At 39.0% G+C, this 24,330-nt stretch carries 24 protein-coding genes; 10 read left to right on the forward strand and 14 right to left on the reverse strand.

Annotation, left to right across the window (positions count from 1 at the left end):
- Positions 1-62: 62 nt before the first annotated feature.
- Positions 63-980: an aldo/keto reductase gene (locus KH893_RS07745; protein WP_281165602.1), complete on the reverse strand. Its 918-nt coding sequence runs from the start codon at positions 978-980 to the stop codon at positions 63-65.
- A 66-nt stretch (positions 981-1,046) separates the two neighbouring features.
- The gene (locus KH893_RS07750; protein ID WP_281165578.1) at positions 1,047-1,931 is read right to left on the reverse strand and encodes a diacylglycerol/lipid kinase family protein; all 885 of its coding nucleotides are present in this window, start codon (positions 1,929-1,931) and stop codon (positions 1,047-1,049) included.
- Between the two features lie 126 nt (positions 1,932-2,057).
- Between KH893_RS07750 and KH893_RS07755 the strand changes: the two genes are divergently transcribed.
- Both KH893_RS07755 and KH893_RS07760 read left to right on the forward strand, forming a co-directional pair.
- Complete coding sequence (locus KH893_RS07755) at positions 2,058-3,638, forward strand: Nramp family divalent metal transporter (RefSeq protein ID WP_281165579.1); 1,581 nt, start codon at positions 2,058-2,060, stop codon at positions 3,636-3,638.
- Positions 3,639-3,668: 30 nt separating this feature from the next.
- Positions 3,669-4,100, forward strand: coding sequence for a universal stress protein (locus KH893_RS07760; RefSeq protein WP_281165580.1), 432 nt, complete (start codon positions 3,669-3,671; stop codon positions 4,098-4,100).
- A gap of 115 nt (positions 4,101-4,215) precedes the next feature.
- Here KH893_RS07760 and KH893_RS07765 read toward each other — a convergent pair whose 3' ends face one another.
- Positions 4,216-4,464, reverse strand: a complete 249-nt coding sequence (locus tag KH893_RS07765) for a GlsB/YeaQ/YmgE family stress response membrane protein (protein WP_281165581.1) — start codon at positions 4,462-4,464, stop codon at positions 4,216-4,218.
- 30 nt (positions 4,465-4,494) lie between these two features.
- Positions 4,495-4,674: a CsbD family protein gene (locus tag KH893_RS07770; protein WP_281165582.1), complete on the reverse strand. Its 180-nt coding sequence runs from the start codon at positions 4,672-4,674 to the stop codon at positions 4,495-4,497.
- Positions 4,675-4,902: 228 nt separating this feature from the next.
- Between KH893_RS07770 and KH893_RS07775 the strand changes: the two genes are divergently transcribed.
- On the forward strand, positions 4,903-6,348 hold the full coding sequence (locus tag KH893_RS07775) for an MFS transporter (RefSeq protein ID WP_281165583.1): 1,446 nt from the start codon (positions 4,903-4,905) through the stop codon (positions 6,346-6,348).
- Between the two features lie 2 nt (positions 6,349-6,350).
- Here KH893_RS07775 and KH893_RS07780 read toward each other — a convergent pair whose 3' ends face one another.
- Positions 6,351-7,463, reverse strand: a complete 1,113-nt coding sequence (locus KH893_RS07780) for an NADH-dependent flavin oxidoreductase (protein WP_281165584.1) — start codon at positions 7,461-7,463, stop codon at positions 6,351-6,353.
- 194 nt (positions 7,464-7,657) lie between these two features.
- On the opposite strand from KH893_RS07780, the gene KH893_RS07785 reads away from it, so the two are divergent.
- The 5 genes from KH893_RS07785 (at position 7,658) to KH893_RS07805 (ending at position 11,876) form a co-directional block, all read left to right on the forward strand.
- Positions 7,658-8,335 (forward strand): glycerophosphodiester phosphodiesterase, encoded by a 678-nt coding sequence (locus KH893_RS07785; RefSeq protein WP_281165585.1) that lies wholly within the window; start codon positions 7,658-7,660, stop codon positions 8,333-8,335.
- A gap of 91 nt (positions 8,336-8,426) precedes the next feature.
- Positions 8,427-8,876: an Rrf2 family transcriptional regulator gene (locus tag KH893_RS07790; RefSeq protein ID WP_281165586.1), complete on the forward strand. Its 450-nt coding sequence runs from the start codon at positions 8,427-8,429 to the stop codon at positions 8,874-8,876.
- 326 nt (positions 8,877-9,202) lie between these two features.
- Complete coding sequence (trpX, locus tag KH893_RS07795; protein WP_281165587.1) at positions 9,203-10,204, forward strand: tryptophan ABC transporter substrate-binding protein; 1,002 nt, start codon at positions 9,203-9,205, stop codon at positions 10,202-10,204.
- Positions 10,201-11,094 (forward strand): ABC transporter permease, encoded by an 894-nt coding sequence (locus KH893_RS07800; RefSeq protein ID WP_281165588.1) that lies wholly within the window; start codon positions 10,201-10,203, stop codon positions 11,092-11,094. Before trpX ends, KH893_RS07800 begins: the two co-directional genes overlap by 4 nt.
- Positions 11,094-11,876 carry an ABC transporter ATP-binding protein gene (locus KH893_RS07805; protein WP_281165589.1) on the forward strand — a complete coding sequence of 261 codons (783 nt, stop codon included), beginning with the start codon at positions 11,094-11,096 and terminating at the stop codon, positions 11,874-11,876. Before KH893_RS07800 ends, KH893_RS07805 begins: the two co-directional genes overlap by 1 nt.
- A 59-nt stretch (positions 11,877-11,935) precedes the next feature.
- On the opposite strand, the gene KH893_RS07810 is transcribed toward KH893_RS07805, so the two are convergent.
- Together KH893_RS07810 and KH893_RS07815 are read right to left on the reverse strand one after the other, a co-directional pair.
- Positions 11,936-12,559: an NADPH-dependent F420 reductase gene (locus tag KH893_RS07810; protein ID WP_281165590.1), complete on the reverse strand. Its 624-nt coding sequence runs from the start codon at positions 12,557-12,559 to the stop codon at positions 11,936-11,938.
- Between the two features lie 81 nt (positions 12,560-12,640).
- Positions 12,641-13,600 (reverse strand): ketopantoate reductase family protein, encoded by a 960-nt coding sequence (locus KH893_RS07815; protein ID WP_281165591.1) that lies wholly within the window; start codon positions 13,598-13,600, stop codon positions 12,641-12,643.
- Positions 13,601-14,373: 773 nt separating this feature from the next.
- Between KH893_RS07815 and KH893_RS07820 the strand changes: the two genes are divergently transcribed.
- Complete coding sequence (locus KH893_RS07820; RefSeq protein ID WP_281165592.1) at positions 14,374-15,339, forward strand: ketopantoate reductase family protein; 966 nt, start codon at positions 14,374-14,376, stop codon at positions 15,337-15,339.
- Between the two features lie 88 nt (positions 15,340-15,427).
- Here the strand turns inward: KH893_RS07820 and KH893_RS07825 are convergent, their stop codons facing one another.
- From KH893_RS07825 to KH893_RS07845, 5 genes are all read right to left on the reverse strand, one after another.
- Positions 15,428-15,754 (reverse strand): AzlD domain-containing protein, encoded by a 327-nt coding sequence (locus KH893_RS07825; protein ID WP_281165593.1) that lies wholly within the window; start codon positions 15,752-15,754, stop codon positions 15,428-15,430.
- A complete protein-coding gene (locus tag KH893_RS07830) occupies positions 15,745-16,449 on the reverse strand; it encodes an AzlC family ABC transporter permease (protein WP_281165594.1) in 705 nt (234 codons plus the stop codon). The genes KH893_RS07825 and KH893_RS07830 overlap by 10 nt, the downstream gene beginning before the upstream one ends.
- A 42-nt stretch (positions 16,450-16,491) precedes the next feature.
- Entirely contained in the window at positions 16,492-17,415 is a 924-nt protein-coding gene (gene mmuM, locus KH893_RS07835) for a homocysteine S-methyltransferase (protein WP_281165595.1), read from the reverse strand.
- Positions 17,412-18,779, reverse strand: coding sequence for an amino acid permease (locus KH893_RS07840; protein ID WP_281165603.1), 1,368 nt, complete (start codon positions 18,777-18,779; stop codon positions 17,412-17,414). Before KH893_RS07840 ends, mmuM begins: the two co-directional genes overlap by 4 nt.
- Before the next feature lie 347 nt (positions 18,780-19,126).
- Positions 19,127-20,791 carry an acetolactate synthase large subunit gene (locus tag KH893_RS07845; RefSeq protein WP_281165596.1) on the reverse strand — a complete coding sequence of 555 codons (1,665 nt, stop codon included), beginning with the start codon at positions 20,789-20,791 and terminating at the stop codon, positions 19,127-19,129.
- 166 nt (positions 20,792-20,957) lie between these two features.
- Between KH893_RS07845 and KH893_RS07850 the strand changes: the two genes are divergently transcribed.
- Entirely contained in the window at positions 20,958-21,848 is an 891-nt protein-coding gene (locus tag KH893_RS07850; protein ID WP_281165597.1) for a cation diffusion facilitator family transporter, read from the forward strand.
- 72 nt (positions 21,849-21,920) lie between these two features.
- Here the strand turns inward: KH893_RS07850 and tpx are convergent, their stop codons facing one another.
- Positions 21,921-22,418: a thiol peroxidase gene (gene tpx, locus KH893_RS07855; protein WP_281165598.1), complete on the reverse strand. Its 498-nt coding sequence runs from the start codon at positions 22,416-22,418 to the stop codon at positions 21,921-21,923.
- 85 nt (positions 22,419-22,503) lie between these two features.
- The gene (locus KH893_RS07860) at positions 22,504-24,192 is read right to left on the reverse strand and encodes a glycerol-3-phosphate dehydrogenase/oxidase (RefSeq protein WP_281165599.1); all 1,689 of its coding nucleotides are present in this window, start codon (positions 24,190-24,192) and stop codon (positions 22,504-22,506) included.
- Positions 24,193-24,330 lie beyond the last annotated feature (138 nt).

Below are 24,330 nucleotides of genomic sequence, written 5' to 3' on the forward strand. Positions count from 1 at the left end.
GAGAAAAATTAATTTTCTCAATCCTTTATTTGTCGACAAGTGTTTCAAATCAGCCTTAGTTTTTAGAAATTTTGAAAAAGCTCATCGATCTGATTGAACTCTTCAGTTGATAACTCAATTGCTGCTGCTTTAACGTTACTCAAAACTTGGTTTGGCTTTCTCGCCCCTGGAATCACAATCCCAATTGCTGGATTTTTCAAATACCAAGCCAAAATTACTTGAGCAACTGTTGCTTGATGCTTTTCAGCAATTTGACGAACAAATTTAAGATTGTTAATAATTTGTTGGAATTGCTGATTGTTAAACTGGGTGAATTTTCCACTATCAGACTCACTATACTTTCCAGTCAACAGTCCCGAAGCCAATGGGAAATAAGGAACAAAGGTAATTTTATTGTCAGCCAGATATGGCAATAATTCTTTTTCAGCTTGACGATGAACTAGACTGTAATGATCTTCTACAATATCTACACCACCATCTTGGTTAGCTGCTTTAATTTGCGCTAAGCTAAAATTCGAGACACCGACTGCTTTGATTTTACCAGCCTTTTTTAACTCAGTTAATGCCGCGACTGCCTCAGCTTTCGGTGTCTTTTCATCAGGAAAATGAATATAGAAAATATCGATATAGTCCGTTTTCAAACGTTTTAGAGCATCATCAACTGCTTTTTTCAAAAAGGCTGGCTGATTATTTGGTTTTAAATCTCTATCTTGATCCTGCGCAGCTTTAGTTGCAATGACCACTTGTTCCCGCTTGTAATCTTGCAAAACATCACCAATAATTTCCTCTGACCGCCCTAAGCCATACATAAAAGCTGTATCAAGCAGCTGAACTCCATTATCTAATGCTGTTTTTACCACTGCGTAGCCATCTGAGTCTTGCAGATCTGAGAAGAGATTATGCCCGCCAACTTTATTGGTTCCTAACCCTAATTGTGTTGTGAGTACCTTACTTTGACCAACTTTGATCGTTTTCACGATTGAAAGCCTCCTTTATTTTGGTAGTTTCATTATAGAGAGTTTAGCACTTAAAAGCATTCAATCTGCCTACATCGCAGATGGCACATAACAATTAATAAAGCTGGGATGCCAGACAATCCTCAATGGTAAAAACGGTCCCGGATCACCATCAATTCGAGTTGAAATCCTTTTATTTGCAAAACTGCGAATAATTATCTTTTTAATATCAAATGAGGTTAGTGTCGTTGACCGCCGCAAATTGCCTGTTAATGCAAAATAGCCGTAATTAAACAGCTTATTGAGTTTTAAATTATTCAACATCGTCAAATGCAGCCCATCATCATCCTTTTTTAAATATTTACGACCGCCGATGTAATTTGAAGTTGATAGCAAACAAAACCAAACTTTGGCTTGGAGTGAAAACTCATCATTAAAAAACTCGGTTGAGATGGACTTTTGCTGTGGCAATTTTTTCAATGCTTGCCAAATATAAATCTTCAAACCGTAACGTTGTTTGTCCTTTTGCCGAACTTGATTTGATACTTCAGCTAAACTACCGAAAATCAATGAACTGACAATTGCTTGACCGTTACATTCGCCAACATCAATTGCTTGCTGATTGCCATCTAAAATGATTGCCAAAGCTAGTTTAGGTTCCAAAGGGATCTTCCATTTGCGGGCGAAATTATTGACAGTTCCGGCGGGAATCAAGCCAATAGCTGGTTGATATTGATTTTTTAAAAGAACTGTTAAGACCAAATTCAAAGTCCCATCGCCACCAATGCAGATCAGCCGATCAAAATTATTGATCCGTTCCTTAAGTTCTTGTTTGGCAGCTAAAACATTGTTAGCCAAGATTTTTTCAGTTATTTGACCACGACTTTTCAATTCCTGAATTACCCAGTTAGCAATTTTTTCTGCCTTTCCATCTCCTGAACAGCGATTATAGAAAATTAAATTCTTTTTTTTCATTAATACCACTTCCTCTCTAACGGCTTGCAATATTTTTTTGTAAGGTGTGCCTAAAAATAGTTTTAATTATGTTAAATATGATGTACAATGAAAATACCATAAAAATGTGAAAGGTGGCTATTTATTTTGAGCAGGAAAAAAACTACAAGTCAACGACATAAATTAATTGAATATGCGAATGGACCATCATTAGAAGAAATTAATGGTACCGTCGATGTTCCACATGGGAAAGGATTTTGGCGAACTTTATTTGCTTATTCCGGACCTGGTGCTCTAGTTGCTGTTGGCTACATGGACCCTGGTAATTGGTCAACTTCGATCACTGGTGGACAATACTTTGAATACTTGATGATGTCCGTTATCTTAATGTCAAGTTTGATCGCGATGTTGTTGCAATACATGGCAGCCAAACTTGGAATTGTGAGCCAGATGGATCTTGCTCAGGCAATTCGTGCTCGAACCGGGAAAGCTTTAGGTGTCGTTTTATGGATTTTAACTGAATTAGCAATCATGGCAACTGATATTGCTGAAGTTATTGGGGCAGCAATTGCTTTATACTTGTTGTTCCATATTCCTTTAGTTATTGCAGTTTTCATTACTATTTTCGATGTTTTGCTCTTATTGTTACTGACTAAAGTTGGCTTTAGAAAAATTGAAGCGATTGTTGTTTGCTTGATTTGCGTCATTTTATTTGTCTTTGCTTATGAAGTTGCTCTCTCAAGTCCCGTTTGGGGCGATGTAATCAAAGGCTTGATTCCAACTGCCAAAACCTTTTCCAGTTCTCCTGAAGCTAGTGGCGAAAATCCTTTGCAAGGTGCTTTGGGAATTATTGGAGCAACTGTTATGCCGCATAACTTATACCTGCATTCAGCTATTTCTCAAACTCGTAAAATTGATCATAACGATGAAGAAGATGTCGCTCAAGCCGTTCGTTTTTCGGCTTGGGATTCCAACATCCAATTAACTTGTGCTTTCCTTGTTAACTCGTTGCTGTTAATCATGGGAGTTGCTGTTTTCAAAACAGGTGCTGTTAAAGATCCTTCATTCTTCGGTTTATTCCAAGCCTTATCAGATACTTCCACTTTGAGTAATGGTGTTTTGATTGCTGTTGCTAAATCTGGTGTCTTATCCGTTCTATTTGCGGTTGCTTTACTAGCATCCGGCCAGAATTCAACTATTACTGGTACTTTAACTGGTCAGGTTATCATGGAAGGTTTCGTCCACATGAGAATGCCTCTTTGGGCACGGCGCTTAGTAACTCGTTTAATTTCTGTTATCCCCGTTTTAATTTGTGTTTCAATGACCACGAAAGATACGCCGATTCAACAGCATGAGGCATTAAATACTTTAATGAATAACTCTCAGGTTTTCTTGGCCTTTGCTTTACCGTTTTCAATGGTGCCACTTTTGATGATGACCAATAGTAAAAATGAAATGGGTAATCGTTTTAAAAACTCTCCCTGGGTCAGAATTTTAGGCTGGATTTCAGTTGTTGGTTTAACATTCTTAAATATGAAGGGCTTACCAGATCAGATCGAAGCTTTCTTTGGCGCTAACGCTACTAAAGGTGAGTTAGCCACTGCTGATGGAATTGCTTACGTTTTGATCGTCGCAGTCGTTGTTTTGTTAGTTTGGACGATTTATGAATTGCATAAAGGAAACAAACGTTATGAAGCTCGTCAAGCAGAGAAAGCTACAGCTGAATAATCAATACCTTAGTGAAAGTGGTGAGAATTTATGGAAGATGATTTCAAAAAAATCTTAGTTGGTGTTGACGACTCAGAAGATGCCTTATTAGCATTTCGTTACGCGATGAAACGAGCGCGGACGACTAATGCTGAATTGATCATTGTTTCCGTCCTTGAAAGTAACGAAATGAGCGTTTATCAAGCCTTGAGCAGAGACTACATTCATGGCGAACGGGAAGATCTGGAAAAACATATCTTGAAATATCAGAAATTAGCTCAAGATGCCGGTGTCAAAAAAGTCCGTTCGGTCGTTGCTGAAGGAAATGCTGGTGAAGCAATCGTTAAAGATGTTATCCCACATGTTCAACCTGATTTACTGATTATTGGATCTTATTCGAAAACAGGATTAGCGCGTCGGTTTGGCAGTCAGGCTGCTTATATGGCTAAATATGCACCTGTTTCAGTTTTAGTAATTCGTTAACTTGAGAACCAATTACTATTATGTTCTAAAAAGGACAAATGATTATTAAAATAATCATTTGTCCTTTTTTCCTTAAGCAATATCATACCCGTAAATCAATTTTCATGTTTATTCTTTACGATTTAACTCTTGTTAGTAACCAAGATACCAGCCAAACTAGGATAACTGCCCCAATAATTGATGGAATAATGGCCATTCCGGCTAACTGAGGTCCCCAGGAACCCAAAATAGCTTCTCCTAATGAAGAACCGATCAAGCCAGCAACAATGTTACTGATCCAGCCCATCGATTTTCCTTTACTGGTGATTGCCCCCGCAATCGCTCCAATAACCGCACCAACAATCAAAACCCATAACCAATGCATAAAACTCCCTCTCTTTCCAGTCTAATTATTTTATTTATTAAACTTGTTTTTAACCTCTTCTTTAGCTTCTTCAAGCTTATCTTTAGCTTTACCGAGCAAGTTTTGCCCTTTGCCCTGTAACTCACGAGCTTTATCATTTGTCACTTTGCCTTCAGCTTCTTTGGCTTTACCGGCAACTTGATCTTTAGCATTTTCTAAATTCTTTGCCATAAATTAGCATCCCCCTTCTTAATTTAAGTAAAGAGTAATAAAAGCATTCATAACTCAATAACTCCTTGAATTTAGAGTATCATAGCATAAAATATTAATCAATTTTTATGCTTAGTGTTTAAATTAAAAATATTTTTGAACAATTAGTTTCAAATTTCACCACTTGCAATGTCTATCAGTAAACCGTATTATTTAGGTGGCTGCAAATTTAAATTGAGGGACATTTTTATGCAATCAAAAAATAATCATCTATGGACCATGCTGGCAATTTTTGTAGCCACCTTCATGACTTCGGTTGAAGTTACGATCGTGACCACTGCGTTACCAGAAATCATTGCTGCGTTACATGGCTTAAAATATCAAAGCTGGATCATGAGCTCATATTTGCTAACGACCGCTATTTCAACTTTGATCTATGGTAAATTAGCCGACACTTATGGCCGAAAATTACTGTTCAAGCTTGGGGTAGTCCTTTTTACAATTGGTTCATTATTAAGTGGCTTAGCTCCTAACATTTTTTGGCTGATCATCGCTCGCGGTTTGCAAGGCTGTGGTGCGGGTGCGGTTATCCCACTGACTTTTACGATCATCGCTGATCTATACTCTTTCAAAGAACGGGCTCGAATCTTAGCCTTTACTAATACTGCTTGGGGATTTTCAGCTTTGATTGGTCCACTGCTCGGCGGATTTTTAGTTGAAAAGCTTTCTTGGCACTGGGTGTTCTTTGTCAATGTTCCTTTAGGTGTTTTCGTTTGGTTGGTAATCACTATTTTCTATCAAGACCGCTATCAACGACTAGCGGCTCTTAATTTTGATTTAGCTGGCTGCTGCTGGCTAGCTGCTAGTTTGACCTGTTTACTGCTTGGTATCCAGCTGCTTCAAAATCAACCGATATTCGGGATTGTAATAATAACTCTAGCTGGATTAGGCAGCTGGTGCTTTCTGAGGCAAGAAAAAAAAGCCACTTATCCTTTGCTGCCCTTACAAATTTTTAATAACCAAACATTTAATGTTCAAATTATGACTGCAACGATTCTTAGCGGTGTTTTGATCGGCTATCAGGTTTATTTCCCAATTTGGTTGCAATCAATTTATCAAGCGAATGCTACAAAAGCTGGGTTAGTCGTTACTTCCAGCTCGGTAATGTGGTTAGCAACCTCACTGGCGGTTGGTCCATTGCTAAATAAATTCTCACCACGAAAAATTGCCTTGACCGTCATCTTGCTACAAGCACTTAGTTACCTCAGCCTATTATTTGTTGGAAATCAACCTATTGATTGGATCTTTTATCTGATCGCTGCAATCAGTGGTGGCGGGATGGGGATCGTAATTACGATGAATATTATGCTTAGCCAACAGTTGGTCACCAAAGATTTGGTTGCTTCTGCTAGTGCTTTGATTACGCTAGGCCGTTCACTTGGTCAAACGATTATGACTGGCATTTACGGGGCAGTCTTCAATACCATCTTAAACTTCGGCTTGCCATTGACTTTACAAAAGAAAACCAATCAAGTCATCAGTGGCAGCCACTCTGGCTTAACAATGCATGAAATAACAACCATCATTAGTTCTTTACTGATAGCTTTGCATGTTGTTTTCGGGGTTGTTTTGATCTTGTTTATCCTGGTTCTTATCTGCAATTATTTAGACCCTAATCGTCAAAGGCTCCGCTGAAACTATTTTTTAAAATTGATCATATCGGCAAAATCATTTTGCAAAAAGACTTGCAAACCATGCGGTAAACCAAGTTCATCCATTTCATTTGGATCTAATTGATAACGAATCGAGTTTTCAGCTTTAGCTTGAACTTTTTTCAGCCACTGAGGTTCACGTAATAATTCGCGTCCCATCGCAGCAAAAGTGGCCCCCTTTTCAAGGGCTGCTGCCACTTCTTGCGGGGTACATAAACCACCAGTAACGATCAGCGGTTTTTTTTGTTGGAGTCGTTTTAAAATCTGCAAATTGATTGGTTCTTGATCAGCTGTTTGATTAACAGCCGGACGCCAAGCCTTGCCTAATGAAGTATGCAAATAATCCACTGGACTGTTTGCTAATTGATCGATCAAATCTAAGGTGTCAGCTAGCCGGATCCCAGGTATTTCTAATTCTTCCGGTGAAAAACGATAGCCCAAAATAAAAGGCCGTCGTGCATAGCGCCGGATTGCCTGATGGACCTCATTGATTACTGTTAATGGTAATTTCATTCGCTTTTGCAAATTACCACCCCACTGATCATTGCGCCGATTACTGTGAGGTGAAAAGAATTGTTGTAAGAGATAAGTATTAGCCCCTTGAAGTTCGACTCCATCAAAACCGCCTAAAATTGCTCGCCGCGTTGCTTGAACAAAATCATCAACTGTTTGAATGATCTCCATTTCAGACATGGCTTCCGGAACTTCGGCTTGCGGGCGTAAAGCTGGGATTGCACTAGCACTTTGCGGCTTCTTTCCATGTAAAATCCAAGAATTTGTCATCCGACCAGCACTGAATAATTGTAAAATTGCTCGACTGCCATTAATTTTAATGGTACCTGCCAACTTTTTCAGGCTAGGCAACAACTGGTCATCAGCTGCTGATAAGCCGCCCTCAAAACCTTTGCCACGTTCATTAACATTAGCCGTTTCGGTGATAATCATTCCTACTCCCGAACGTTGCCGGTAAAATTCTAATTCATCTTGAGTAACACTGCCATCGAAGAAGCTTGACTTAGTGGTTATTGGAGCCATTACCAGCCGATTATCAATTCTTAGCCCATTTTTAAATGTATACGGCTGCAAAAAAATATTCATTGTTGCTTGCCCCCTAATTAAAACGCTATCAATTGTCACTTATTAATTATAAGTTGGTGTTCCTTGATAAGCAACTACCATTCAAATTAACTTTCAGTAGAAATTTATCCAATCTTTACTTAAACAATATTGTTTTTTTACTAACTACCTCTATAATTTAAAACGGTAAATAAATTTTGTGAGGAAGAGAAATTATGTCATTAAAAACACTAATTTTCGGTCATCGCGGTTTTCCCGCCAAATTTGCTGAGAATTCATTAGCCGGCTTTCGTTATGCACTTGCACACCAAATTGATGGAATTGAATTCGACGTGCATTTAACAAAAGATCAAATTCCGGTGATCATGCATGATGAAACAATTGATCGGACTACAAATGGCTCTGGAGAAATCTGCAGCTATTCTTTAAGCCAGTTACGTCAATTTAAACTCAAAAACCAAGAGCCGATCCCAACCTTAAAAGAATTTTTGCAACTAGTCGGTCAACACGAAGTTCAATTAAACTTGGAATTAAAAACCGACCAGATTCATTACCCTAATATTGAAAAAATTGTCTTAGCCCAAGTTAAACAATTTTCCTTGGTTAAACCAGTGATTTTTTCATCATTTAATTTAGCAACTTTAAAAAATTGTCAAAAGTTAGATCCCCATCAACAATACTGTTGGCTGACCAAACAACGAGTTGCTGAACCAGAAGCTTTTGTTGAGCATGAACACTTAGCCGGCTTGCACTTGCACCAGTTTCAAGCAGGCCTCAAGTGTCAGCGAATTTGGACAATTGATGATCCTAAAACTGCCAAGACCCTCTTAGCACATCATGTTGCCGGAATTATCACGAATGATTTTGAAAAGTTGAGACAATTACGCAAATAATTTTTTTAAATTAGCCAGCTAACTACTTTGTGCAAAATCCTTTTTGTGTTATTATAACATTAAAAGTAACAACAGAAGGGAGGAAAATAGCATGGCTAACAATCGAGTAAGTGACTTGTTGCATATTTTGGTTTATATTAAAATGCATGATCATGACAAACTGACGAGCGATTTGATCGCCAGCAGTTTGAATACCAACCCCAGCTTAGCCCGGCGGATGATGAGCCAACTGCGCAAAGCCGGACTATTAGAAACCACTCAAGGTGCGGCAGCTCCTAAACTGGCTAAAGATCCACAAGAAATAACCGTCCTTGATGTTTATCTGGCAACTTGTCCAGAAGCACCATTATTAAAGGTTGATCATAATACTTCTAAAAAATGTGCTGTCGGTAATGCTGTACCGGTTGTTCTTAATAAATATTACTTGGACATCCAGAGTGCGGCCGAAGCAAAAATGCGGAAAATAACTTTACAAGATATCATAAATGATGTTGAAATGAGCATTCAGCATCATCGACAAGTTTTAGCAAGTGCCGAATAATTTTTTGAAACTATTGACAGATATCAAGTTTTTTTCTATACTCAAAAGTAATTACTACGAAGGGACGAGAGATTATGAAAAACTTTAGTTTGAACGAATTGAATCTTGCTTGGCAAAGCCAGTAAAGCAGATTGTGATTCGTATTGGGCGGATGCAATCTGGCAAACAGTTTGTATCCGTGCTGGCTGAAGTTTTAACATGATCTTAATCAAGCCTGCATGGGTTAAAACGACAGGCTTGTCCAAGGACAAATCAACAAGTTTGTTGGTTTGCCCTTTTTATTTTGCATTCATCTTCAATTACTAATTTCAGGGGGAAGATTATTTATGAAAAGAATGTATGCACTAATTACCGCTTTAGTTTTATTTTTAGGTTTTGCCTTTTTTGCAACGCAGAAACAAACTGCTAAAACCAGCCAAAAAAAAGTTCCAACAATTGGAATCTTACAATTGATGACTCATCCTGCATTGAACCAGATCCATCATGGATTCGTTGCTGGTTTAAAAGAATATGGTTATGTTCCTGGTAAAAATATCAAAATTGATTTTCAAAATGCTCAGGGTGATCAAAGCAACTTGAAAACGATGAGTACCAAATTTGTCAACGAAAAAGTTGATTTAATGGCTGGAATTGCTACTCCAGCCGCACAAGCTTTAGCAAATGCCGCTGACAAAAAAACACCAGTGATTTTAGCCGGGATCACGGATCCAAAAGGCGGCGGCTTAGTTAAATCAGACAAACATCCTGGTGGCAATATCACCGGCACCTCTGGTGAATCGCCGTTGAAAAAACAGCTCAAATTAATCAAAGAAGTTATGCCTCAACTTAAAACGATCGGGATCATCTATACTTCTTCAGATCATGGTGGCTCTTACAATGCCAAAAAGTTTGCTAAAATTTGTCGACAAGAAGGAATTAATTATAAACTGTATACCATCGCCAGCACGAATGATATGCAGCAAGTCGCTGAACAAATGGTTTCCAATGTTGATGCAGTTTATGCCCCACAAGACAATGGTGTTGCCTCGGCTATGAAAACCTTAGTCAACGTTGCCAACCAAGAAAAGGTGCCGGTCTTCCCATCAGCTGATACAATGGTCAAGGACGGTGGTCTAGCATCTTATGCTATCAGCCAATATGATTTAGGTAAAATTGCTGGTGAAATGGCGGCTCAAGTTTTACGCGGTCGAAAAACTGCTAATTTCCCAGTTGCTTATATTACCAAGGGAAAATATGTTATCAATACTAAAGAAGCAAAGGTTCTAGGAATTCAGTTACCAGCTAAAATAGTCAAGGCGGCTGAAACAAAGGGGGAGGTTTTTAAATGAGTATGGTTGTTTCAAGTATCGGGCAAGGACTGCTATGGGCAATTCTTGGAGTTGCATTGTTTTTGACTTTTAGAATCCTAAATTTTGCTGATATGACAGTCGAAGGAACCTTTCCTTTAGGTGCGGCTGCTTCTGTTACAGCGTTAAGTAATGGCTTGTCACCATGGTTAGCAACTTTACTGGGCTTTTTAGTCGGAGCAATTGCTGGTATGATTACCGGTCTTTTGTATACCAAAGGGAAAATTCCAATTTTATTAGCCGGAATTCTGGTTATGACTGCTTGCCTATCAGTCAATTTGCGGATCATGGGTGGCTCAAATGTCTCGCTTTTAGGTAAAAAAACAGTTTTCAGCAGTCATTTTCTTGAGTCATTACCCAAATATTTTGACAGTGTCTTTTTAGGCTTCATCGTGATTGCAATCGCAACGATTCTCTTGATTATTTTTCTGCAAACTGATTTAGGCCAGGCCTTCATTGTCACTGGTGATAATCCATTTATGGCCCGTTCAATGGGGATCAGTACTGATAAAATGATCATCATGGGGCTAGCACTTTCAAATGGAATGATCGGCCTCGGCGGTGCCTTGATCGCTCAAAGTAATGGCTATGCCGATGTCAATATGGGGATTGGAACGATCGTTATTGCTTTAGCTTCCATCATCATTGGCGAAGTTGTATTTGGTGAGTTAACGCTTAATCAACGCCTTGTCGCCGTCACTTTAGGCAGCATCTTGTATCGTTTCGTTTTACTGATTGTCTTGCAGCTTGGCTTTAGTACTAATGACCTCAACTTGTTGTCAGCTTTGATTTTGGCAATCTGCTTAATGCTGCCAAATTTGAGTCAATCACTCAAATTCGATCGAGTAATCAAGAAAGGAGCTGCTAAATAATGGAAATGACTCAAACACCTTTATTACAATTAAAAAAAGTAACAACTGTCGTTAATCGCCATACTCCGAATGAAAAAGAAATTCTTAAACAGCTTACCCTTGATGTCTATCAAGGCGACTTTATTACTGTGTTAGGTCCCAATGGTGCTGGCAAGTCGACTTTCTTCAATACAATTGCTGGAACCTTACCAGTTGATAGTGGCCAACTTTTATTACGCGGTAAGGATATCACCCATCTTTCCGTTGAAAAGCGAGCAGAATTTATCGGACGAGTCTTTCAAGATCCTAAAATGGGAACTGCTCCGCGGATGACAGTGGCAGAAAACTTGCTGTTAGCGACGAAGCGCGGTCAAGTACGTGGTCTAAAGCTTCGTCAACTTAAAGCCCATCTGACTGAGTTTAAAAAATTAACGACTTTAATGGATAACGGACTTGATGAACGTTTGCAAACTGCTACTGAGAATCTTTCTGGCGGTCAGCGGCAGGCTTTAAGTTTTTTAATGGCGACAATTAAACATCCAGAAATCTTATTACTAGATGAGCATACAGCCGCCCTTGATCCGAAAACCAGTGCTCAATTAATGGAACAAACCAATCAGCGAATCAATGAAGAAAAGCTGACTTGTTTGATGATTACCCATCATTTAGATGATGCCTTGCGCTATGGCAATCGACTATTAGTTTTAGATGATGGTAAAGTAGTTTTTGATGTTCGGGGTCAAGAAAAACAAGCTTTGACCAAACAAAAACTGTTGGAATTTTTTGGGACGATTGAATATTAAATAATCTTTTCCACAAAAAAAGAGATTGCAATTTTTCGATTGCAATCTCTTTTTTATTTTTAAGCCAGACTGGCAAACTTCTTTTTTAAACCTGCCTCATTGCTAGCAAATAAAAATAACGGCGTATCTGCTTGGAATTTCTGACTAGCCGCCAAATCACCAACATCATACGGAGTGAAGCCTAACTGCCGCATAAGACCAGCAACTTGCAGCTTGACCCCGGCATCCCCAGCTAGTGGCAAAGCCGTCGAATTGCCAGCTAGACCCTTTTGTGACAAATCATTCAAATTGGCAACCGGCAAAGTATTAAATGCCTTAACCACTCTGGCTCCCGGAAAATGTTTTGCTACCAATTGGCTACTGGCCAATTGATGTGTTTGAACACTTTCGTAATCACCATCACGTTGTGGAAAATAATTGGTTGCATCAACCAACGCACTATCAGCAAATAACTTGGAGTCTAAATCAAAAACTGCTTTGAACGGAACAGCCAAAATAACTAAATCCTGCTGAGCAATTTGCGTTAAACTGCCAGCTTGGGCTTGTGGACCTAACTTTTCAATCACTGGCTGAAGTTTAGCCAAACCATGCTTATTAGTCAAGACCACCGAATGACCAGCTTTAATAAACAAACCAGCTAATACTTGAGCTACATGCCCAGCCCCAACAAATCCAATTTTCACTTCTAACACCTCCATAATTAAATACTTCTTTCAGCGCCATTGTACCTTAATTATGCTTTTTTTACCAATTATTCTAATTTATTAACGCTGATGAAACTGACGCATTTTTTCAGCTAAATGAACTTCATGCACAACAAACTCATGCGTCCGGCAAGTATAATCATGTTCACGACCGATTTTAGCAATGTAACCATTAATGTAATCAACTTCTGTCGGGCGATTTTTAGAAAAATCCTGATACATAGATGGATAATGATATTTATAAGCATGGCTGATTGTTGTAACCGAATCAATCATTTCTTTGCGAGTCTGTAAAAGCTTGATTCCCGCCCGTTCACAGGCATCATAGGCTTCATTTAAAAGTTGAGTTGCCATCGCTGGAACACCTTCATATTCAATAAATTGTCCCATTTGAACTTCAAACATCGTGCATAAAGTATTAACAACTGCATTAAAGACGACTTTTGACATACACATTCCCAGATAATCAGATGCATAAATCGGATTCAAAGCTGATTGCTTGAAATCAGCCATAATTTGCTTACTAATTTCAGTTGGCTCACCGCCAGCATATTGTGAGACATGCATTTCTTCGGTTCCCTTTGCTCCCATAAAATCAACGTTTGCTGGTCCGTCAAGCCGAGTTGCAATCATGGCCGTCCCACATAAAATATGATCAGCTGCAAAGTACTTAGCAATTTTTTCAAAATGTCCCATGCCATTCATAGCTGAAAAAACATATTGATCAGCTGAAAAAATTCCAGCTGCCGCATCACGCTTTAATTCTTCGGCTAACTGCATTTGTTTTTTAAAAATAATCCAAACATCGGGATGTCCTTGGTATTCTTCGGGATAATAAATATTGATTGGAATGATCTGCCGATTTTGATGATCACGAGCAACCGACACACCACCTTGTTCATGAACTTTTTCAACATTTGGTTCCCAAGTGTCGATAAAATCAACCGCAAAGCCTGCATCCTGCAGCATAACACCATAACGATAGCCCATTGCTCCAGCACCAATAACTCCGTATTTCATTAAAATCACTCCTAAATTAATAAAATTCAATTGTTAACTAAAAGCGCCCTTTATTCCCAGCTTGGAATAAAGGGCGCTTTTTCGGCACGGTACCACCTTTTTAACTGTTAAAACAGCAACTTATACCGTAATAATGGGCGGTAACCACTCAGCCTCAAAAAGCCGATCAGAAACTAGCAGAGTCTTTTTTAGTACAGTCAACATATCCTCGCAGCTAATCAGATACTCTCTATTTGATCACTGTAATAATACTTATCTCCACTAGTTAGTCTAACAATTGTTGTTTGCATTCTAATATAAATCTCATTAAGATGTCAAGCCTTTTTGAGAGAAATAATTATTTTTAATCGGTTGAAAGGATTCTCCACTTAATTTTCTTAAATAAATATCAAAAAAGTCTTGACTATTGACAAAAATGAACTTAAAATGTTGTTAAATTTAAATGAGAACGAAAAACGCAATGAAAAGAAACGATAAGCTGGAACTAAAGTTAGCGAGTCTGGTCAGGTGAAAGCAGATATTTAAGCCTTGCTTAGTCAATCATCTTTGAGCGCTGTGATCAAAGTAAGTTTTTACTTATCAGTAAATTACAGTGGTGGCATCCATTAACATGCTGACGGATCAAAAGGTCCGAATAAGGTTCACAGTTATTTGGTGGATAAAAAAAGGTGGTACCACGCAGCAGCGTCCTTTAAACAGGAAATTTGTTTAAGGACGCTGTTTTATTTTTATTACGTGATTTTGTTTTCAAAAAATCATAGGGGGAATTTATTATGAAGTTTACAGTTGTTGGTGCCGGTGCTATGGGTTATCGTTACGGTGTTTTGTTACAAGATGCAGGTAATGAAGTTGAATTTGTTGATACCTGGAAACCAAATGTTGAAAAAGTCCGTCAACAAGGTGGCGTATTTGTTTCACGCGATCATCAAAATCGCCATCTAGTCCCAGTTAAATTATTTTATCCTGAAGAATATCAAGGCAATCCTGATGTTTGGATCTTCTTTACCAAGCAAATGCAACTAGCCGATTTCTTGAAACGTACCGCCCACTGTTTCAATGACCAGCAATATGCCCTAACTTGTATGAATGGCATGGGACACGTGGAAAAATTGCTCAAGTACTTTAAACCAGCTAAGCTCTTGGCAGGAACTGCTTTAGTTGCAACTGTTTTAAATGGACCTGGTGACGTTGACTTCATCGGTGCTCGCGGTGCTGGTACGATGAATTTGGCAAATTATACCGAAAAGCCCGATGAAATGACCCATAAAGTAGTCGCTGAACTTAAAAAAGCTCAATTTAATCCAAACCTAACTACGAACTTTATGGGGACCTTAATGGCAAAAGTGGTCTTCAACTCTGTAGTTAATACTTTATGTACTTTATTTGAAATCACGATGGGCGAATTTGCCAGCTATTCAGGTGCTGATGAATTAAGCCGTCAGCTGATCAATGAAGCCTATGACGTCTGTGAACGAGCTGGTGTTCAGATGCTCAACACCCGCCAGGCAGAGCTTGATAGTGTTAATTATGTTTCGAAAGTTGCCAATCCTTTGCATTACCCTTCAATGTATCAAGGTATGTCCCATAACCGACCAACTGAAGTCGATTATATCAATGGCTATTTAGTAAAGTTGGGGCAGAAATATAATTATTTGGCTACCACCCATGCCTTTTTGACTCATTTGGTCCATTTAGCTGAACATACTCGGCAGCAAAATGCAGCTAAGGCTCATAAGTAATCAAGTTTATCCCAACAGCTGCTAATGATCTTTTTATTTAAGATCATTAGCAGCTGTTTTTTTGTTAGCAAATTCAATTTACCTGCTTTTAAAATACGATTTGTAAAACTCCGGCTCCAATAACCCCAACGATCACGGTAATTAACAGGTTTTTAGAAATGATAGCTGCCAAAAAGGTTGGGATGCTAGCACCAAGGTTTAACCAATTGATTGTCGGCAACTGATTCGGTTGTCGGTTCAATAAACTTTCAATCCAGAGACCAGCCATAATCGCGATCGGTACAAAACTCAAAAAGTCCAAAACTAATTTTGGCAAATGAAAATGCTGCAAAATTATAAAAGGCGTTACCCGCAAGAACCATGTCACTAAACTGCAGCCTAAAATTGTGAATAGCACATATTTCTCTAATGCCAATGTTTGATCACCACCCCAATTGAACTACCAATAAAAACAGCTAACAGCAAAGCAATATTTGCAGAAAAATAAATCAAGCAAAAATAAAAACTGATCCCCACAACCAAAATAATTATTAATTGCCGCGTAATCCCCAACAAGCGATCACTGATCAATTGCAAATACATTAAGCCAATAAACATAGCAACTAATGCAAAGCTTAAGCCTAGTTGCTCGGGATTTTTGATCAACTGTCCAACTAATGCACCTGTTAAAGTTGCGACGGCCCAAACCAAATAAGCCAGCAAATTAGCGGCGTTCAGCCACGAAAAATTTAATTTATGCTCGGTGTAATTAAGCTTGTTCATGCTTAAAGCAAAGGTTTCATCTGTCAGCAAACTTCCCAGCCATAAATTGCGACTGAGACTTGTTTGACTAAAATACGGTGCGATTGTCAAGCTCATCAATGACATGCGTGAACTGATCAGCAAAGTTGAAAGCATGATTGACCAAATACTACTGTGGGCTGCAAGCATGCTGATAATCACAAATTGTGCCGACCCAGTATACGTAAATAATGACAGCAGCATTACACTTAGTAGATCTAAACCACTAGTCCGACCTAAAATTCCAAAGGCAATCGCAATACTAATATATCCGAAAGCTGTCGGCAAAGCATCTTTAACTCCTGATTTGCCAGTCAATTCACTTGTCATTAAAATCATCCCTTTCACTAAACTGTTTCACGTGAAACCTAGTTAGCTATTAGCTACGGCTTGAGCAATAGCTGCTATCTCACCTGGAGTCGTCCGACAACAGCCGCCAATGATGCGGGCACCATTTTTTTCCCATTGTGGGGCCAAACTAGAAAATTTTGGTGATAAATGTTTTGACTGCCACTTTTTAGTTATTGGATCATATTGATCACCATTATTAGGATAGACGATCAAAGGCTTGATTGAACTTTTCTTCAAGGTTTGCAAAGCTGGTGTAATTTGCAATAAATCAGTACAGTTAACACCTACCGCTTTGATCCGCGGCTGATCGTTCAGCCAGGTTGCTGCTTGCGCCAGCGGGGTACCATCACACAAATGCTGAGGATCTTTGATACTAAAAGCGACCCAAGCTGTTATGTGGGGAAACTTGGTGGCCAAGAGATCCACCAAAGCTTGGACTTCAGTGAAATTAGGTTGGGTTTCAAATGCCAACACATCGACTTGAGCAGCAAGCAAAGCTTTGATCCGTAAATAATGAAAAGCTTGATATTCAGCCTTCGTTAACCGATAATCGCCAGTATACTCACTGCCATCTGCTAAATAAGCTCCATAAGGTCCAACGCTTCCAGCTACTAGCGTTTCGTTAGGAACCTTCGCTGAACTTTGAGCTTGACGAGCGCAGTCGACTGCTTGTTTGATCAGTTGCTGAAACTGTTCCGGGTTTAAACCACGTTTCTTAAAAGCTGCAAAATTAGCTTGATACGTATTGGTCGTAGCAATCATTGCCCCTGCTGCAAAATAACTACGGTGCACCTGTGTTATCTTGCCAGGTGCCGTCAGCAAAGCGGTGGCTGACCAAAGATCGTTTGCTGTATCCACACCTAACTTCTCTAATTCAGTTGCCATTGCACCATCTGAAACTAAAATTCCCTTTTGTTTTAATAATTGTGTAAATGGTGATTTCATTTTCTTTCTCCTTTCAGATATGCTTTAAAATGATTAAAATTACTCTTTAAGTAGTAAATAATATAGCAACCTATTACGAATGGAATCATATAAAATAAAGCTGGACGTTGTGTTGGATCAAATACGATCAAGACACATGAAAGCAAACTAGCAGTAAATGCAACTATTGGTACCAATGGGTAAAGCGGTGTAACAAAAGCTAGATCCTTCACCTTTTTCCCTGCTTTAAGCCATTGCTTGCGAAAATTTATTTCTGCTAAAGCAATCGCCATCCACACAAAAACAACTGCTAAACCTGAAATTGAAACTAAAACCAAATAAACAGTTGATGCAGCTACGACACTTGACAACAAGGCAAAAACTCCCCCTAACATACTAGCAATCAATGCAATCAACGGAACACCGTTTTTAGTCAATTTAACAAAAATTGGACTAATCATTCCCTCATTTGCTAATGACCAAAGCATCCGAGTCGATGCATATAAACCAGAGTTAGCTGCTGATAAGATAGCAGTCAAAATTACAAAATTCATTAAGTTACCAGCAAATGGTAGCCCTATACTCTTAAAAACTAAAACAAAGGGGCTCTCAACTACGCCAGCTTTTTTCCATGGAATTAATGTTGCCATAACCGCAATACTGCCAATGAAAAAAATAATCAAGCGCCATAAAGTCGTATGAATTGCTTTGGGAATTGTATGTACCGGATCTTTAACTTCGCCAGCAGTTACGCCAATCAGCTCAGTCCCCGAAAACGCAAAATTAACTGTCAACATTGTCGTAAAAACTCCCTTGAATCCGGTAGGAAACCAACCATTTTGATATAAATTATGAAATAATGGTTCTGGATGATAACCTTTGACTGGCAAAATTCCAAAAATCGCCAAACTCCCAACAACAATAAAAAAAATAATTGCTAAAACTTTGATGCTAGCAAAGTAAAATTCAGCTTCAGCAAAAAACCTAACTGATAAGGCATTTGAAGTAAAAATAATAACCATAAATAATAAGCTCCAAAGCCAAGTTGGTGAGTGAGGAAACCAATTTCTCATAATTAATCCGGCAGCTGTAAACTCTGATCCCAAAGCAATTGTCCAAGTAAACCAATATAAAATTGCAACAGTAAAACCAGTTCCTGGTCCAATAAATTTTTCAGCATAGACATGAAATGAACCCGTCTGCGGCATTGCCACAGCTAATTCCCCAAGGCAGAGCATTACAGTATAGACAATTACAGCACCAATAAAATAAGCAATAATTGTTCCTAGTGGTCCAGCCTGATGAATTGTATATCCTGAACTTAAAAATAAACCAGTTCCAATCACACCACCTAATGAAATCATTAACAAATGTCGAGACTCCATTTTCCGTTTTAAAGAATTATCCTGTTTAGTCAAAAAATCACCCCTCTAAATTTTAAAAAAAAATTCGCCCCAAAATTGGGACGAATTTTTCGTGGTACCACCCGGATTTATCATTGTTGCAAAACAACATGACCTCATTAACTGCTCGGCGTTAACGGGCCACCCGTTTAAACAGCTTGCACTGTTTAAAGAATTCAAGTTCATCTTCAGCTGAAATAAAGACGTTCTTACACCAACAACGCTCGCTTAGCTTCAGTGTCCAGCTTACTCTTCTTTTCATAATCATTTATTAATTAAAGAAATGATAAATTAAGAATCCTCAGCTGTCAACTAATTTTTCTAAATAACTAGATCCGCATCGTGGTATTTCCAAGTTTAGCAATCAATTTCATATTTTCTCGATAATCAACTGGGACGGCAATGACATAAACACCCTCCTTAGCTGCTACTGCTTCTTGCATATACGCCGCAAACTGTCCATCCTGTGTAACTTGGCGGCCGATTGCTCCGAAACTTTCAGCGTATTTAACAAAGTCGGGGTTAGTAAAATCGACTCCGTTGTGGTGTTGAATCTCCAGATCCATTTTCCATTTGATCAAACCATAAGAATGGTCTTCCCAGATTACAATAATCAAATGCAGATTCTCTCTGACAGCCGTTTCAATTTCCTGTGAATTCATCAAAAAACTGCCATCCCCCATTACCGCGACCACAGTTTTATCCGGTCGAGCTAGCTTTGCCCCAATTGCACCCGGCAGAGTCCAAGACATGGTTGACAAGCCATTATCAATCAGACAAGTATTCGACAAATACGTCTGATATAGCCGTGCCATCCACATTTTGACTGCACCAGTATCAACTAAGACAACTGCATCGTCAGGCAATGCCTGGCGTGTTTCATAAACGATCGTTTGGGGCTTAAGCGGTACCTGTTGACTTTGTGCCCCGCTGACAAGCTCTTCTTGAATCAACCGCCGGATCTCGGAAGTTTGATGTGAAAAATGAATGTCTTGCAATTTAAGTGCTTGCAGCAAAGCCTGTAAACTAGCTCGAATATTGGCAATGATATTTAACGTCACTGGATAATGACTATCCACGTCTTGACGAAACATGTTGATATGAATAATTTTTTTATCACGGTTAGGATTGATCTTTTGCGGATCAAACTGTTGAATTGAAAAACCAATAGAAATAATCAAATCGGCCTGATCAATCGCAAAATTCTCATAATCCTTGCGCATGAAGCCGACGACTCCTAAGGCGTTTTTGTGCCGATCAGAAATAACTCCCTTACTCATAAAGGTCGTTACTACTGGGATCTCTAACAGCTCACTCAACTCTCGGACTTCTTGCTCAGCATGTTTCCACAAAACACCATCTCCTGCTAAAATAATTGGGTGCTCAGCAGCTGCAATCAATTCAACAGCTTTTTCAATATCGCTGCTAGTTGGCTGCGTAAATGAAATCGGATCGATTGCTAACGGCTGTAAGTCTGCTGAAACTGAGCGGCTTTCAATATCTTGCGGTAAAGCTAAATACGAAGCACCTGGTCGATCACGTTTCGCTGTTGAAAAAGCTTTCCGCACCATTTCTGGAACGGCTTTAGGGGTCAAGACCATATCTGCATATTGGGTGATTGGCTTAAACATACTAACTAAATCAATCACCTGATGCGATTCCTTATGCAATCGACTTAGCCCGCCTTGAGCACTGATCGCAACCAGCGGCGTTGAATTCGTTTGCGCATCAGCAACACCAAGCATCAAATTAATGGCTCCCGGCCCAAGAGTAGCTAAACAAACTCCTGGGATCCCCGTTAGGCGTCCGTAAGTACTCGCCATAAAGGATGCTCCCTGCTCATGACGAGTTAAAACAAAATGGATCTTCTTTGATTGATTTAATTCATCAATCAGATTAATATTTTCTTCTCCAGGAATACCGAAGACGTAACGGACATTTTCGTTTTCTAAACATTTAACTAACAATTTTGCTGTCGAGATTTCTTCACTCACTTTTTGGTCCTCCTACCAAGTATTTCGTCCATTTTTCAATTCTAGCTTATTTTACACTGAATTTCATGTTATTTTAACTTAATCTGCTTGCATTTTTTAAATTAAGCGACTATGATTTAATTAAAATATGAGCATATGTTCATAGCATTAAAAAGGAGACTGATTTATGGAGGACAAAAAAACTAATGGACGATTCCTAGCCGTGACTTTATTGAATGCTTTAATTACTGTTTTTGAATTTGTTGGCGGAATCCTGTCAGGCAGTTTAGCCTTATTGTCAGATGCCTTTCATAACTTTGGTGATGCTTTATCTGTTATTCTTAGTTACGTGGCTCATCGAATTGGACAACGTTTGCCTAATAGCTCTAACACTTATGGTTATCGGCGAATTGAAATCTTGACAGCTCTGTTAAACTCAGCCTTATTGATCGGTGTTTCACTTTTTTTACTAATTGAAGCGATTCGACGATTTTTTCATCCACAAGTTGTGGCTGGGGGAATTATGTTTTGGGTAGCATTGATCAGTTTCCTGGCAAATTCTTTAGCAACTTTATTGTTAAATCGTGATGCTAAACATAATTTAAATATTCGGGCAACTTATCTGCACCTTTTAAGCGATGCTTTAGCTTCAATTGGTGTGATCATTAGTGCGATCTTGATTTTTTTCTTCAGACTCTACCGGATCGACCCATTGATGACAGTAATTGTTTCAATTTATATCGCTTATGAATCTTGGCCGATTATTCGCCAGACGCTGAAAATTTTAATGGAAGGATCACCGATTTTAGATTACGACAAAATCAAAGCTGATCTGCTAAGTTTACCCGAAGTTACTGGGGTTCATCATTTTCACGCTTGGCAAATTGATGAAAATCAAACTGTTGTTTCGCTGCATTTAAATTTAAAAGATATATCGCTCAGTCAAACAGAAAAAATTTATGATCAAGTTGAAACTATTTTAAAAAATAAATATCAGATTTCACATGTAACGATCCAAGCTGAATGTAACCGCGGCAAAGATGAAAAATTATTTTTTACGGAAAAGAATACTAAATAAAGTTTAAAATAAATTAACCTACAAAAAAGCAATGAGTCGACTAAGACCCATTGCTTTTTTGTGGTATTGCAACTATTTAGTTAAGGCAGTTAATTTTGCTAACGCTTGACTGTAAGCCGGCTCATTAGTCTGTTCAATGATCAATTCACGATAAACGATCTGACCATTTTTATCCAAAATCCAAATGCTGCGCGAGTCGATTCCTTTAGCTGCAACATATATTCCGAGTTTTTCACCTAATTGATGTCCCTCATCCGAAACTAATTTGATTTTGGTAACATCAGCAGCCGCACACCAATTTTGCTGTTGTTCTGGTGTATTGGTTGAAATCGTTAAGAAATTAATGCCAGGAAATTGATCAACATTTTGATTGAACTTCTTAGTTGACAAGCTGCAGACGCGAGTATCAATATCCGGAACCACACTGATCAAAGTAAATTTACCGGAAAGATCAGCCGAACTAAGCGATTGATTATTACTAGTTTTTAAAGTAAATTCAGGAAACTGTTCACCAACGACCGCAGGCTGCCCGTTAGTTGTCAGTGATTCGCCGTGCATGGAGATTTGCATTACTACCACTCCTCATATCAAAGTTTCTTTCTTAAATCAAGATAACGCAATCTACGGTTAAGTTCCACTTAAATGCTTTTAGCAATTAGCTGACGTAAGATTTGACGGCAGTTTTAAATGCCTGACGTAAAGCAATTTGCTGATTGACTTCCGCTATCATTGCTGCTTTAGTTTCCGCGGACCAATCGTAATATTTAGCCATTTCTGAAACAATTTGATCTTTAACTTCAAGTACATGTTTAAAATCAAATAATAACTGGCTGCTGCGTCTTAATAAATAATCAATTGGATGGATCACCATTTCTTCTTCTAAGCCATAATACAACTGCGCATAATCAACCGGCGCCAAGTTTGAGTCTGCTAGGCCCTGACCTAAGTAAGTGTAAACTTGATCAACATTTCGACCATACCGATGGACGAGCTTAGTTGCAGCTATTTCACTTAAGCCCACTGCCATCCCGCGTTTAATGGCCGGTTCTAAAAACTCTTGGAATCCTTGACTCCCCGTTTCAGCTGCTCCCGACAACGGCAACTGGACGGTTTGCGTCTTAACATATTGGTAATCGCCAAAATTTTGCGCAATATCCTGAGCAACTTGATCAACAATTTTTTCAGCCATTTTGCGGTATCCCGTCAGCTTTCCTCCGGCGATTGAGTAAAGGCCAGACTCTGCATGGAAAATCTCATCTTTCCGAGAGATTTCTGAAGGATTTTTGCCTTCTTCTTGAATCAGCGGTCGCACACCTGACCAAGCAGATTCGACGTCCGCAAAGGTCAACGGCTCGATAGCAAACATTTTATTGACCGCTTCTAAAATGTAATGAACATCTTTGGTCGTGACAGTCGGTTCGGCCGGATCCTCGTTCCAAGTCGTATCGGTCGTTCCAAAATAAGTTTTACCTTCGCGTGGAATCACAAACATCATCCGTTTATCGTGAAAAGGCGTATCAAAGAAAATTGCATTTTTAACAGGAAATTTTGCATTATCAACAACTAAATGCACTCCCTTAGTCAAATGTAGGTGCTTACCCTGGTTTGAACCGTCCATTTGTCGGATTGTGTCGACCCAAGGACCAGCTGCATTGATCACCCGTTTAGCATAAATCGTTAATTTTTGGTGGGTCAATTGATCCAGCACTTTAGCCCCGCAAACTTGTCCCCGACTATTATAAATCAAGTCAGTAACTTTGGCATAATTGGCTACTAAGGAGCCTTCCTGGTGTGCTCGTTTAACAACTTCGATCACTAAGCGAGCATCATCTGTCCGATACTCAACGTAAACACCGGTGCCCTTCAAACCCTCAGCTTTTAAATATGGTTCACGCGCCAAAGATGACTTCTTATCGAGCATAAACTTCCGCTCGCTTTTTTTGACCTGTGCTAAGCGGTCGTAAACATCCAGGGCTGCCGCCGTGGTAAACTTTCCTAAAGTTCCACCTTGATAAAATGGCAGCATCATCCAGACTGGAGTAGTAACATGCGGGGCATTTTCATAAACGATGGCCCGTTCCGAACCGACCTCAGCTACCTCATGAAAGGCTAACTGCTTCAAGTAACGCAAACCACCATGAACTAATTTGGTTGAACGGCTGGATGTGCCAGAAGCAAAATCCCGCATTTCAACTAAACCCGTCTGTAAACCACGTGTCTGAGCATCTAAAGCAATTCCAGCTCCAGTGATCCCGCCGCCAATTACTAAAATGTCCAATTGTTTTTCTACCATTAGCTGCAAATTATGTGCTCTTACCTTAGAATTTAAACTATTCTTGATCATTGAACTTCCTCCCTCGTATTATATGTTTATAAGTTACACATCTTTTACTAAATATACTTGTTTTTTGAACACCACATGTTAGTCTCTAATTGTCATTGGCTTTGGTCAACTGGTATAGGTTTTTTCCTCCTGTAGTAC

It is taken from the genome of Liquorilactobacillus sicerae (assembly GCF_029916425.1).
Taxonomy (GTDB): domain Bacteria; phylum Bacillota; class Bacilli; order Lactobacillales; family Lactobacillaceae; genus Liquorilactobacillus; species Liquorilactobacillus sicerae.